Below are 12,984 nucleotides of genomic sequence, written 5' to 3' on the forward strand. Positions count from 1 at the left end.
CATGTCGCGAATGTGCGCAGAAGAACAATCCATTTTGATTATGGCGATGGGTGCGGTCAAATCCGGATCATCCATTCCGCCAGCGAGCAAAGGGAAAAAGCAGTGACCGACATCCAGAAACTGAAGGACACCGTGAAGGTCTGCATGTTCGACCAGTACGGCACGGTCGTCGACATGCAGGGTGGCCTCGTCAAGATCGCGACGCCGTTCCTCAAGGGGAAGGGCTGGACGGGCAATCCGAACTCCTTCGTCACCTGGTGGCGCCGCACCCACTTCGAGAACTCGATGATCGACGCGCTGCTCCACCGCGAGCACACGCCGTATCGCGAGATCGGTCACCGCGCCGTCTCCCAGGTCATGGACCGGTCGGGCATTAAGTACACGAAGGATGAGGTGAAGTACCTCGTCGGCGAGATCGAGAAGCTCGAATGCTTCCCAGAGGTGCCGGCGGCACTGGCGAAGCTACAGACCAAGTACAAGCTGGTCGTGCTCTCCAACGGCGATCGCGACATGCTAGAGGCGGCCAAGAAGTATCACAAGATCCCGTTCGACAATGTGATCTCCGTCGCCGAGGCGAACTCCTTCAAGCCGCACGTCGCGACCTACACGAAGGCCGCCGAGATCCTCGGCCTCAAGATGGATCAGATCCTCTTCGTCGCCAACCACGCATTCGACGTCATCGGCGCGAAGTCGGCCGGCATGCGCACCGCGATGATCAATCGCCGTGACCGGCCGTTCGAAGAGACGCCGCACAAGCCCGACATCACCGTACCCACGATGAAGGATCTGGCGGATGCGATCGTCTAGTACGGAAGCTCTCTCCGGCATCAAGATTCTGGACCTCTGCCGCGTCGTCTCCGGCCCGTTCGCCACGATGCATCTCGGCGACCTCGGAGCGGACGTCGTTAAGATCGAAGATCCCCGTGTTGGCGACGAAAGTCGCCGGTACGGCCCTCCGTTCGTCAACGGGGAGAGCTCGTACTTCCTCTCGGTCAACCGAAACAAGAGAAGCTGCGCGATCGATCTGAAGTCGCCGGCGGGTAGGGACGCGGTGATCGCCCTCGCCAAGGCCGCCGACGTCGTGATCGACAATTTCAGGCCCGGGACTCTCGACAAATGGGGCCTGTCCTACGAAGCGTTGAGCGCCCACAACCCCAATCTCATCCAGTGCAGCATCTCCGGCTTCGGCCGGACCGGTCCGGACGCGAGCCGGCCCGGCTACGATCTGATCCTGCAGGGCGAGTCCGGCGTCATGGACATCACCGGTGATCCGGACGGTCCGCCCATGAAGGTCGGTACGTCCATCGCCGACCTGGTCACCGGCCTCTACGCCTCGCAGGCGGTGCTCGCCGCGCTCATGAAGCGCGAGAGGAGCGGCGTCGGCGGGCGGGTCGACGTCTCCATGCTGGACGCCATGGCCTCGCTGCTGACGTTTAACGCGGGCATGTATTTCGCGTCCGGAGAAAGCCCCAAGCGCCGCGGCAACGTGCATCCCACGATTAGCCCGTACGAAACCTTCGAGGCGAGCGACGGCTGGTTCAACCTGGGCGTCGCAAATGACAAGTTCTGGTCGCTGTTCTGCGCCGCCATCGGCCGCAAGGACCTCGAAGCAGATGCCCGCTTCGATACGGCGCCCAAGCGGGCGGCCAACCGCGCCGCGCTCGGCGGGACTCTCCGTCCGATCTTCAAGGCGGAGCCGCGCGACCGCTGGCTAGAGATCTTCGGCGGCGCCGGCATTCCGTGCGGCGCGATCAGGACAGTCTGCGAGGTCTGCGAAGCGCCGCAGCTCGTTCAGCGCGACATGGTGCAGACCGTATCGCATCGGGTCGCCGGCGAGGTCAAGTTCGTCGCCCGGCCACTGCGCTTCGACGACAAGCCTCCCGCTCCGTCCACGCCGCCGCCGACCTTGGGCGAGCACACCGTCGAGGTGTTTGAGCACTGGCTCGGTTGGGCGCGCAAGGAAGTGTTAGACTTCGCCTCCAAGGGCGCTTTCGGCGATGCGGCGCTGAAACAGTCGGCCGAATAGGGAGCGGGACGCATGGATGAGGGGCAGGTTCGCGAGCTGATCACCGCGGCTATCGGCGATGGCCGCCATGAATTCGGATCGTTCTTCCTGTCGCGTTTCTTCGGGATGATGGTCTCCTACGAGGACGATGCCTGCATCGCGTCTGTCGATGTGAAACCGTATATGTTCAACCCGCAGGGATCGCTCCACGGCGGCGTGCTGGCGACGGCCCTCGACATCTCGATGGGACACCTGCTCAAGCATCAGTTCGGCGCCGGCGCGACGCTCGAGATGAAGGTCCAGTATTTCGCCCCGGTCCGCAGCGGCCTGGTCACCTGCCGTGCAACTTTCTTGAAGAAGGGACGCAAGACCTTCTTCCTGCAATCATCGGCCATGGACGGCTCCGGAGAGACCATCGCGCACGCGACCTCCACGTGGAAGCAACTGTGAACGACGTCGTCGCCAGACCCCGAGAGCTGCTGGGCTCCGACTGCATCACCGATCCCGCTCTGGCGGACGGCTATCGAGACCCGATCGAGCTCCACCTCATGCGCCGGATCAAAGGCATCGCTCAACGAGGACAGCTTCTTCAATCCCGGCAAAATCTTTCGACAATCGTAAAACGAGCCCGCAGAGGTGCGACGATGAAAGCAGTCTATTTTCTCGGAAACAAAAAGCTGGAAGTCCGCGACGTTCCGGATCCGATCCCGGGTCAAGGCGAGGTCATTTTGGAGATCAAGGCGTCGGGGATGTGCGGCACGGACATCAAGTATTATCGGGCCGCCGGCGGCGCGAACGCGCTCGGCATAGGCAAACCGTTGGAACGACCAATCATCGCTGGCCATGAGCCTTGCGGCGTTGTCGCAGAGGTCGGCAAAGGCGTGTGGAGCCCGCTCGCCAAAGTTGGTACTCGCGTCATGAATCATCATTATTCGGGCTGCGGATGCTGTCACCAGTGCCGAGGCGGATGGACGCAGATGTGCGACGAAGGCTCCACCACCTTTGGGGCCAACGGCGATGGGGCTCATGCCAAATACATGAAGGTTCCGGCGGACTCGCTTATCGAGCTTCCTGACAGTCTTTCATTTCAGGCGGGCGCCGCCGTCTCTTGCGGCACTGGCACCGCTTGGGGAGGCCTCGATCGACTTGGACTGCGCGGAAGCGAGACGATCGCCATCTTCGGCCAAGGTCCCGTTGGATTAAGTGGCACGCAACTTGCTGCCGGGATGGGAGCTCGGGTTATCGCCTTGGATATCGATCGGGGCCGCCTGCAGCGCGCAAAGCAATTCGGAGCGCACGAATTGGTGGACGCGCGTTCCGACAACGTCGTTGAGGCCATTCGAGATCTTACCGGAGGCCGAGGGACAGAGTGCGCCATGGACTGCACCGGATCGCCAAAAGCGCGGTCGGCTGCGATCAAGGCAGCGGCCAAGTGGGGACGGGTCATCTTCCTCGGGGAAGGCGGCGACGTCACGATCGATGTCAGCACTGATATGAACAGGAAGCAGCTCGCCGTGTACGGAAGCTGGACGTTCAGCAAGAACGGTCAGGCCGATTGTGCGCGGTTCGTCTCGGAGCGGAAGGTGGACGTCGATGCACTCTTTACGCACTCCTGGCCGCTTCAGGAGGCCGAAGAGGCCTATCGGCTGTTTGATACACAAACGACAGGGAAGGGGTATTTGGTTCCTTAAGGCTGCGGATCCATCGTTCTTGGACGACGAATAGTTCGAAAGATCTGGATGTCTGCAGGGTGCACAAGTTCGGTCGTCGCACCGTCTTCTAGATGAGGATTGAAGCATGCAGCCTACGATCGATCTGAATTCGGATATGGGTGAAGGCTACGGTGTGTATCGCGCCGGCGACGACGAGGCGCTTCTCGACGTGGTAACCTCGGCCAACGTCGCGTGCGGTTTTCACGCGGGCGATCCCGAAATCATGGCCCGTACCTTCGAGATGGCCAGGGAGCGCGGCGTCAACGTCGGCGCCCATCCGGGCTTTCCGGATCTTTGGGGCTTCGGACGACGGGCGATGCCCTTCTCGCCCGCCGAGATCGAGCGCCTGGTCGCCTACCAGATAGGGGCCGCGCAGGCACTGTCCGCCTATGCCGGAAACCCGATCACGTACGTCAAGCCGCATGGCGCTCTCGGCAATTTGACGGAGCCGAGGGGGACATCGCGACCGCGGTCTGTCGCGCGGTGAAAGCGGTCGACCGAAACCTGATCTGCATGTCACTCAGCGGTGGCACCTTGCTTCGCGTCGCACAGGACATGGGTGTACCGACGTGTGCCGAGATCTTCGCGGACCGGGGCTACACCGACGAGGGGCGTCTGGTTCCTCGCGGCCAGCCAGGCGCGATGATCCATGACCCAGAGGTCGCTGCGGCAAGGGCACTGCGCATGGTGCAGAGCGGTGCGGTCGAAGCGGTTTCCGGGAAGCAGGTCAAACTGCCGATCGAGACCATCTGTATCCACGGAGACTCTCCCGAAGCCGTCGCCACTGCCCAGCTCGTTCGGCGTGCGCTTGAAGGGGCCGGAGTCAGGATCGCGAGTTTCGTACCGACGGGTTCGAGACGACAATAACCGGAGCAGACATGACCGCCTATGCGCATTGCCGCAACGTCAAACGATTGACGCCGTCTGCTGAGGAGAAGGCGGCCGAATGCGCGCGCAATCTTGGTGACTGGTCGAGCGCGGTGGATGAAATCCATGGCTGGCCGGAGTACGCGCCCCAGCCGCTGCATACGCTGGACCGGACGGCGTCCGCGCTCGGCATTGGGAAGCTATTCTACAAGGACGAGAGTCAGCGCTTCGGCCGCGAGCTCGGTAGCTTCAAGGCTTTGGGCGCACCCTATACGATCTCGTCGCTGCTGCGCGATGAAGTAGTCGGCGTCACGGGCGAGCGTCCAACAACGGCGGAACTTCGGACCGAAAAGTACCGACGCATCACCGAGCGCGTCACCGTGTGCGTCGCCACCGACGGCAACCAGGGGCGCGGCCTGGCCTACGGCGCCCGCGAATTCGGCTGCCGCTGCGTCATCTACATCCACGGCCACGTCAGTCCGAGGCGGAAGGAGGCGATTGAGAGATACGGCGCCATCGTGATCCGCATCGACGGCGAATACGAAGCGTCGGTCGCGCGTGCCCGCGAAGACGCCCGCATGAACGGCTGGCATTTCGTCAGCAGCACGTCCTGGGACGAGTTCAGGTCCCCGCTTCCACGCTACGTGATGAACGCCTACATGGTGGTGATCGAGGAAGCGCTCGCGCAGCTTCCGGATCCGGACGCCGTCACGCATGTGTTCGCGCAGGGTGGGGTCGGGAGCATCGCGGCCGCTATCTATCTGGGCTTCCGTCGACGCTGCCGTAAGCTGCCGCGCCTGGTGATGGTCGAACCAGTGGAAGCCGACTGTCTATTTCAATCCGCGGCGAACGGTATGCCGACGCCCTCGGCCGGCTCACTCCGGACGATCTGCGCAGGCCTGGCCTGCCGCGAAGTGTCGCCGGCGGCGTGGGCTCTCCTGGAATGGCTCGGCAGCGACTTCATCCGTATTCCGGATTCCTGGGTGGTCGACGCGATGAAGGCGCTTGCCGACAGCGGTGGCGACGTCCCGATCGTCTGTGGCGAGTCTGCGGCCGGCGGTATGGCCGTTGTGCTGAAGGCGGGCCATGATCCGGACCTGCGGCAGGCGCTGGGCCTCGATGCCTCCAGCCAGGTCGTCCTCTTCGGCCTCGAAGGTGCGACCGATCCGGAGATCTTCGAACGGCTCGTCGGTGTCGCCCCAGAAGCCGTGTTCGAAAGGCAAGCGAAGTTCAGGGGCGCGGCCTGATCGGTACGGCAGCCGCCGAGGGCGCTTCAAGCAGCCACGACTTGACGAGCCTCGCCAAGGCGGCCGGCTGTTCCATGGGTAGCATGTGGCCCGACGCCGGTACGATCGCTAGCCTGGATCGCGGGATGCCGGCATGGAGTTCGCGCGCCTCGTCGAGACTCCGGAGCTCGTCGTCCTCGGCTGCGACGACGAGCGTAGGGCAGGCGATCTCGCCCAGTCGGTCGACATCGCTCGGCCGTGCAAGATTTGACTGCCGTCGGAATGCCTCGAGACCGAGGCGCCGCCCCATCCCCTGCAGGCGACCGATCAGTTCGTCGTCGGACCGGCGATCCGGATGTACCGATGCGCGCAGCGAGCCGCGGCTCATTCCCCTGAAAGGAAGCGTGGCGAGCGCTGCCGCCGCGATTTTCCGCTGCGCCTGGTCGGGCGTGTCGGCGCGCGAGGAGGTGGCGACGAGGACGAGGGCTTCGACGGCGTTCGGAGCCAGCCTTGCGGCCTCGCGCGCCACGTACCCGCCGAACGAGAAGCCGATCAGGACGAAGCGCGCGGGGGCATCCGCGATCAGCCGCCGCGCCATCGCTGGAACGTCGTCGTCCGAGGCGAGGTCCGCGTGTACGATCGGGCGGAACTCCTCCATCTCTGGCTCGAAGGAGGCCCACATTTCCCAATCGAGCATAAACCCGGGTACTAAAACGAGCGCCATCTATCGTCCTTGAGGAGCTCCTAATGTCCGAGCTTGTTTTGCACCACTACGACTTCTCGAATTACTCTGAAAAGGTTCGCGTAGCATTAGGTTTCAAATCCTTGGATTGGTCCAGCGTGACGATGCCGCCCGTCGCGCCAAAGCCGGACCTGACCGCGCTGACGGGCGGTTATCGTCGGGCTCCGGTGCTGCAGATCGGCGCCGACATCTACTGCGACACGCGCCTGATCCTGCGCGAACTCGACCGACGGCATCCCACACCGACGTTGTTTCCGGCCGGCGTGACAGGCATCGCCAACGCGGTCGCCGCCTGGGCCGAAGGACCACTCTTCCGTTCGGTGATGTTGTACGCGTGGGGCACCAATCACGACGTGATGCCGAAGGAGTTGTTCGAGGATCGCGCTCTGATGCGGGGACTAGCCGTGCCGAGCGTGAGGTCGGTGGAGCGCGCGGCGGCCCGCAGCGCGCCGCTCGTCCGCAGCCAAATGCCCTACATCGAAGACATGCTCGGCGACGGCCGTCCGTGGATATGCGGACACAATTTCACGGTAGCCGATCTCGCGGTTTTTCATGCGATGTGGTTTCTGACGGATCGCAGTCCGCGGTTGTCGCATGAATTCGATCGCTTCGAGCGACTCCGGATGTGGATGGAACGCATGCGGGACTTCGGCCATGGCCAGTCGCGGCCAATGACTGCCGACGAGGCGATCGAGGTCGCGCGCGTTTCTTCACCGATGGCTTCACGGACGTCGGTTCGGCAGCCCGAGGATCCCGAACTCGGCAGCCTCGTCGAGATTCGTGCCGCCGATTACGCCAAGGACGCAGTCGTCGGCTGCCTCCAACTCATCGACGACGACGAAATCGCTCTCTCGATCCGGAGCGAGCGTGCCGGTGATGTCGTCGTCCACTTCCCTCGCATCGGCTTCGATCTGAAAAGCGCCCGTCAGACTTGATCTAGAGGCGGACACGACGGCCGGCGAGGCGCGAGCACCGACATCAAGAGAAAGCTTGGATGCGGTGGTCGCCCGCTCAATTATCAGAGTAGGATGTCCATCAGCCAGCCACCGTGGACGGAGCTCGGCGGACGCGCGGGGGAGTGGGAGAGGTGAGCTCGTCGTCGATGAACTCCATGCGGTCCTTCCCCCAGAACATCTCCTCGCCGACGAAAAAGGTCGGGACGCCGAACACGCCGTGCTCGAGGCCGCGGTCGGTTTCCGCGATGAGCTCGTCGCGGATCTCGTCGCTCTCGACCAGCTTCGCGAACTCCGTCCGATCCATACCGAGTTCGGCGGCGATCGGCTTCAGTCCGGCGAGTTCGCCGACCGACGCGTCGTCGCGCTCCCAGTAGGCGGCGAAGATCTTCTCCATGTATTCCCATTCCTTGCCGAAGCGACGCATCGCGAGCGCGCCGCGCAGCGCCGGGCTGGTCTTCATCGGAAATTTCTTTGGCATCTGGAACGGGAGATTGTACTTCTTCGCCCATCGCATCAGGTCGATCTTCCGCGAACGGAGCTTGACCTTGGGCTCTTCCATCAGGACGTAGTTCTGCTTCCGGAAGACGTAGCCGAGATTGAACGGGTGAGGCACAACGGTTGCGTCATGCTTCTTCGCGATCGGCTTGATCAGATGCAGTGCGAAATAACTGTTGGTGCTGCCCAAATCCCAATAGAACTCGATGGTTTTCGCCACGACTTATCTCCGTTTGGTTATTGCGCCGAGCTGCCGCCCGAGGGCCGGCCGAATTGCTTGTTTCCGAAGAGGTTGTCCCAGGCGGCGCCCGCAGGCGGCTTCCTGTTCTTTTCGAAGCGCTCCTTCAAAACGGCCAGGCCGCGCTGCACCCCGGGGCGTTCGCGGACCGCGCTATACCAGCGCTGTATCGACGGATAGTCGTCGAGGTTCTGGCCTTGAAACTTGTGAGACCGCAGCCAGGGGTAGGTCGCCATGTCGGCAATGGAATACTCGCCGGCGAGAAACTCGCGCTCGGAAAGGCGACGCTCCAGCACGCGGTAGAGGCGTTCCGCCTCCGACGTGAAGCGGTCGATCGCATAGGGAATCTTCTCCTTGGAGTATTCCCGGAAGTGATGCGCCTGCCCGAGTGCGGGCGCCATGCTCGCCGCCTGGAAGGCAAGCCACTCTGCTACCCGATATCGCGGACCCATCTCTGCCGGCATGAAGCGAAAGCCGCCTTTTTCCGCGAGGTACATCATGATGGCCGCCGACTCGAAAAGCGCGAACGGCTTTCCGTCCGGTCCTTCGGAATCGACGATGGCCGGAATCTTGTTGTTCGGGCTAATGCGCAGGAAGTTCTCGCCGAACTGCTCGCCCTTGCCGATGTGCACGGCTTCCACTTCGTAGGGCAGCCCGAGTTCCTCGAGGAGGATCGAGATCTTGTAGCCGTTCGGGGTCGGCCAGAAGTACAGCCTAATCAATCGAACCTCCCGCCTTTCGTCGTTGTCCGAGACGTTAGGCAGCGGGACTTGTGCCGTCCAAGACTATGAAAGACATGATTCAGTCGTGCAACGACTTGTCCTACAAGTCGTGAGGCGTCTTGATCGAGTTGCCGTCCATATTGGACCGGGCCGCGGCCCCAAAATATTCGTAGCCTTCCATAACAAGCGAACGGGAGCGCCAAGATATGACGACGAGCGGTACCTTGCCCATGCTGTCCGGCCTCAAGGTCATCGACATCACCCAGTTCGTCGCCGGCCCGACCGCATCGCGCGTCCTCGCTGAGTTTGGGGCCGACGTCGTCAAGGTCGAACTTGCCCCCTACGGCGACCGGTCGCGCGTGCAGGGCGTGAAGGCGAAGGACGCGCCCGAGAACGCCGCGCCCCACAGCACCTATTACTTCCAGCACAACCATTCCAAGCGCGGCATCGCGCTGGACTTCAAGAACGAACGCGCCCGGGGAATCCTCAAGGGCATGATCGCGAAGGCCGACGTGCTCGTCGAAAACTTCAGTCCGGGCGTTATGGCGCGGGCCGGCATGTCCTACGAAGATCTGAAGAAGCTCAATCCCCGTCTAGTGATGTGTTCGATCTCCTTCGCCGGTCAGACGGGCGACCTCAGCGAGAAGCCCGGCTACGACTACATTGGCCAGGCCTATGCGGGCGTGACCGGCATGATCGGGGAGCCGGACGGCAGCCCCGCAATGGTGGCGATGGCCATCGGCGACGTCTCCACCGGCGTGTCGGCCGCCTTGGCGATCGTCACCGCTCTCTTCCACAGGGAGCGCACCGGCGAGGGCCAACTCGTCGAGAGCACCTTGCTCGACACCTATTTCCACATGCACGAAGCGAGCATTCCCCGCGTGTCTAGGCTCGGGAAGGGATACGTCCAGAAGCGGACCGGCTCTCAGCACCCGGACGGCGGTCCGACCGGCATCTTCAAGTGCGGCGACGGCCAGTACATCACCCTGATGTCGCTGTCCCATCAATGGCCGCAGTTGGTGCAGGCCTTGGAAATGCCCGAACTGCTCAACGATACTCGGTTCGCGAGCGCGAGCGCCAGGCGAAAGAACAACGACTTGCTTAAGGAAATTCTCGAAGGATGGTTGGCCTCTGTCGGCTCCCGGGAGGAATGCCTGAAGCGGCTCGAGATGCACCGGATCCCGGTGGCCCCCGTGCTCGACCTGAACGATGTCATCGAACTCGACCATCTGAAGCAGCGCAAAACCGTGCGTTCGGCGGTCGATCCGATGCTGGGCGAATTCAAGGTGCCCGGGATGCCGGTTCGCTTTTCGGGATGGGAGGGTCCGTCGCGCCTTTCAGCGGCGCGGCTCGGGGAACACAACGCCGACGTTCTACGCGAATACGGGTTGACGGAAGAAGAGATCGCCGATCTCCACGACAAGAAAGTCTTCGTGCGAGACCGCGCGCTCGGCTAACGTGGTTTTCGTGCTCGCTTCTTCCTTTCCGATCCCTCGGCCGGTTCCGAGCCGGTCGAGGATTTGGGCTTGAGCCGCGACCCCCGCTGAAACAGGTGTCGTACTAAAGACGACCGGTCGTCCCATCGCTTGGCAAGCCAGACGGCGGTCTGAGCCTTCGGCTCGCGCAGCGGGACGAACTTCAGGCCATCAAGCGGGAGCCGTTTGAGGGATTCCGGCAGGATCGAGATGCCCATTCCGGCGGCGACCAGACCCATCATCGTGGGCGTCGCGTTCGCCGCCTGAGCCACGTTTGGCGCGAAGCCCGAGTCGCGACAAAGATCGACTATCTTCTGGTACAGCCCGCTACCGATCGAACTGGCATAGAGCACCATGGGCTCATCGGCGAGGTCGGCCACGGAGAGATCGCCTTGCCTAGCGGCCAACGGATGGTCCTTCCGCATGACGACCATCAGCTTCTCCCGGGAGATCTCAACGGACTGGATCGACTCGGGCTTGGGCTGTAAGGGCCGGACGAAGCCGAGGTCAAGACGACCGTCGAGGATCGCGTCGACCTGCTGGTAGGTCGGCATCTCCTCGAGGATCAGATCGACGTCCGAATGCTCGGCGCGGAAGTCGAAGACGAGTTTCTGAAATTCTTCCACGAACGGGGCGGATCCGAAGAATCCGACCCTCAGTTCGCCTACCTGTCCGCGGTGGATCCGCTCGGCGCGTATCGCCGCAGCATCCACCCGTTCGAGCACCTCTTTAGCTTCCTTCAGAAAGTTCTCTCCCGCGTTCGTCAGTTCAACGCGCCGGTTCGAGCGTTCGAAGAGCCGAGCGCCGATCTCCCGTTCGAGCGCGAGAATCTGCTGACTCAGCGGGGGTTGCGAGATGCCGAGCCTGTTTGCGGCCTTGCCGAAATGCAGGTCCTCGGCGACCGCCACGAAATAACGCAAGTGCCGCAGTTCGATATTCATATCGACAGAGTATCAAACAAATCGGTCGTGAGACATATCGAACGTGACCTAATGTGTATTGGACTCCGGTTACCCTCCGTCGCCAATGTAGACGGAGCGAGTTTCGACCAAGGGTGATCCGTGATTTCGGAAAGAGCGCCTTCCATCGCGTCGGCAGACCGGAAGCCGCCAATCCTTCGCGGCGTGCGCGTTCTCGATCTCAGCCGTTTTCTGTCCGGCCCGCAGGCGACGCTGTTTCTCGCCGGCATGGGCGCGGAAGTAATCAAGATCGACGAGCCGAAAGGAGGAGACCCGACGTTCACGGCGCCTCCGTATTTCGGCCCCCGAGGGGTCGCGTTCGAGCGCAGGACGTCTGAGGATCTGGGCATCGCATATCTCAAACGGACGCGCGGCAAAAAGTCGATCAGCCTCGACTTGAAGAAGCCAGAGGGGCACGAAGTTCTGCTCAAGCTCGTCCGCGAAGCCGACGTGCTCGTCGAGAACTTCAAGGTCGGCGTCACGGCCAGACTGAAGATCGACTACGACACCCTGCGCGCCGTCAATCCGAGACTGATCTATTGCTCGATTACCGGGTACGGAGCGACAGGACCCGAACGGCACCGCAAAGCCTTCGACTTGATGGTCCAGGCGGCGACCGGGATGATGAGCATCACGGGAGATCCGGCCGGACAACCGAGCAAGACTGGTGCGTCGTTGTCCGACGGAATCGCGGGAACGTTCGCGATGGCCGGCATTCTCGGTGCGCTCTACCAGAGACACGAAACCGGCGTGGGCCAATTCATCGACGTCTCGATGGCCGACTGCCTGCTTTCGCTCATCTTCGACGAGCCTTTCGAGTGCTATGGCGATCTCGGCTTGGCTCACCGTCAAGGCAATCGGATCGCAAGATTCTCTCCGTTCAATACCTACCGCACGGCCGATGGCGCGGTAGCGATCGGCGCAGGAACGACGGCGGATTGGACAAAGCTGCTGGAGATCATGGGACGCCAAGATCTTTTGAAGTCTGCCGAGTTCATGAATCCGGGTTGGCGCATAGAAAATAACGATCAAGTCGATGCCGTCGTCGCTCGGTGGGCGGAGAGCAAGCCCATCGACGAGATCATCAGCCGATTGGACGAGGCGGACATCACTTGCGGACCGATCCGGACGATCGACGATGTCATCGGTTGGGACCAACTGCGTGCCCGCGACATGCTCCAGCCCGTGCGCAATCCGCATCTTCCGTCGGCGGCCGGCCCGCTTGCTGCGGGCTTTCCGCTGAAATTCAGCGAGGCGGACGCCGTTCATGATCCTCGCGTTCCGATGCCGCGCGAACACAACACGGAAATCTACGAAGGGCTTCTCCGGCTCTCGAAGCAGGAGATCGCAGGCCTTAGCAAGAGCGGGATTGTCTAACGGCCGTTTGGAAACGTCAAAAAACAAGCAACCGCAAAAGGAAACGCAAATCGTGGTCTATCCGTCCGAGAGCAACCGCCGCCTATCAAGTGAGGCTCAAAGTTCGCTACAGTCGTGGGGAAAGGCAACAAGGAGGGTAGTAGCCTACGCACTTTTATCATTGTGCTTCGCAGTTTGGCCTGCCGCCGCGCAACCATATCCAAGTCGTCC

General features: G+C 62.3%; 12 protein-coding genes and 1 pseudogene. 9 read left to right on the forward strand and 4 right to left on the reverse strand.

Annotation, left to right across the window (positions count from 1 at the left end; all coding sequences use genetic code 11):
* The first annotated feature begins 102 nt into the window (after nt 1–102).
* The 6 genes and pseudogenes from V1278_RS09565 (at nt 103) to V1278_RS09590 (ending at nt 5,831) form a co-directional block, all read left to right on the forward strand.
* Nucleotides 103–807: a haloacid dehalogenase type II gene (locus V1278_RS09565; protein WP_334380485.1), complete on the forward strand. Its 705-nt coding sequence runs from the start codon at nt 103–105 to the stop codon at nt 805–807.
* A complete protein-coding gene (locus V1278_RS09570; RefSeq protein WP_334380486.1) occupies nt 794–2,026 on the forward strand; it encodes a CaiB/BaiF CoA transferase family protein in 1,233 nt (410 codons plus the stop codon). The genes V1278_RS09565 and V1278_RS09570 overlap by 14 nt, the downstream gene beginning before the upstream one ends.
* 12 nt (nt 2,027–2,038) lie before the next feature.
* Nucleotides 2,039–2,455: a PaaI family thioesterase gene (locus V1278_RS09575; RefSeq protein WP_334380487.1), complete on the forward strand. Its 417-nt coding sequence runs from the start codon at nt 2,039–2,041 to the stop codon at nt 2,453–2,455.
* Nucleotides 2,452–3,696, forward strand: a complete 1,245-nt coding sequence (locus V1278_RS09580) for a zinc-dependent alcohol dehydrogenase family protein (RefSeq protein WP_334380488.1) — start codon at nt 2,452–2,454, stop codon at nt 3,694–3,696. The genes V1278_RS09575 and V1278_RS09580 overlap by 4 nt, the downstream gene beginning before the upstream one ends.
* A gap of 106 nt (nt 3,697–3,802) precedes the next feature.
* Nucleotides 3,803–4,584: pseudogene (locus V1278_RS09585) on the forward strand (LamB/YcsF family protein).
* Between the two features lie 11 nt (nt 4,585–4,595).
* The gene (locus V1278_RS09590) at nt 4,596–5,831 is read left to right on the forward strand and encodes a diaminopropionate ammonia-lyase (protein WP_334380489.1); all 1,236 of its coding nucleotides are present in this window, start codon (nt 4,596–4,598) and stop codon (nt 5,829–5,831) included.
* Here the strand turns inward: V1278_RS09590 and V1278_RS09595 are convergent.
* Complete coding sequence (locus V1278_RS09595) at nt 5,815–6,534, reverse strand: alpha/beta fold hydrolase (protein ID WP_334380491.1); 720 nt, start codon at nt 6,532–6,534, stop codon at nt 5,815–5,817. The two genes, V1278_RS09590 and V1278_RS09595, sit on opposite strands and share 17 nt — an antisense overlap.
* Nucleotides 6,535–6,557: 23 nt before the next feature.
* On the opposite strand from V1278_RS09595, the gene V1278_RS09600 reads away from it, so the two are divergent.
* Complete coding sequence (locus tag V1278_RS09600) at nt 6,558–7,487, forward strand: glutathione S-transferase family protein (RefSeq protein ID WP_334380492.1); 930 nt, start codon at nt 6,558–6,560, stop codon at nt 7,485–7,487.
* A gap of 100 nt (nt 7,488–7,587) precedes the next feature.
* Here V1278_RS09600 and V1278_RS09605 read toward each other — a convergent pair whose 3' ends face one another.
* The gene (locus V1278_RS09605) at nt 7,588–8,223 is read right to left on the reverse strand and encodes a 2-hydroxychromene-2-carboxylate isomerase (protein ID WP_334380493.1); all 636 of its coding nucleotides are present in this window, start codon (nt 8,221–8,223) and stop codon (nt 7,588–7,590) included.
* Between the two features lie 17 nt (nt 8,224–8,240).
* On the reverse strand, nt 8,241–8,963 hold the full coding sequence (locus tag V1278_RS09610) for a glutathione S-transferase family protein (RefSeq protein WP_334380494.1): 723 nt from the start codon (nt 8,961–8,963) through the stop codon (nt 8,241–8,243).
* Between the two features lie 206 nt (nt 8,964–9,169).
* On the opposite strand from V1278_RS09610, the gene V1278_RS09615 reads away from it, so the two are divergent.
* Nucleotides 9,170–10,420 carry a CaiB/BaiF CoA transferase family protein gene (locus V1278_RS09615; RefSeq protein WP_334380496.1) on the forward strand — a complete coding sequence of 417 codons (1,251 nt, stop codon included), beginning with the start codon at nt 9,170–9,172 and terminating at the stop codon, nt 10,418–10,420.
* On the opposite strand, the gene V1278_RS09620 is transcribed toward V1278_RS09615, so the two are convergent.
* Complete coding sequence (locus tag V1278_RS09620) at nt 10,417–11,379, reverse strand: LysR substrate-binding domain-containing protein (protein ID WP_334380497.1); 963 nt, start codon at nt 11,377–11,379, stop codon at nt 10,417–10,419. The genes V1278_RS09615 and V1278_RS09620 overlap by 4 nt on opposite strands.
* 120 nt (nt 11,380–11,499) lie before the next feature.
* Between V1278_RS09620 and V1278_RS09625 the strand changes: the two genes are divergently transcribed.
* Nucleotides 11,500–12,774, forward strand: a complete 1,275-nt coding sequence (locus tag V1278_RS09625; RefSeq protein WP_334380498.1) for a CaiB/BaiF CoA transferase family protein — start codon at nt 11,500–11,502, stop codon at nt 12,772–12,774.
* Nucleotides 12,775–12,984: the final 210 nt, after the last annotated feature.

Source organism: Bradyrhizobium sp. AZCC 1577, from assembly GCF_036924575.1.
In the GTDB taxonomy this organism is placed as follows: domain Bacteria; phylum Pseudomonadota; class Alphaproteobacteria; order Rhizobiales; family Xanthobacteraceae; genus Bradyrhizobium.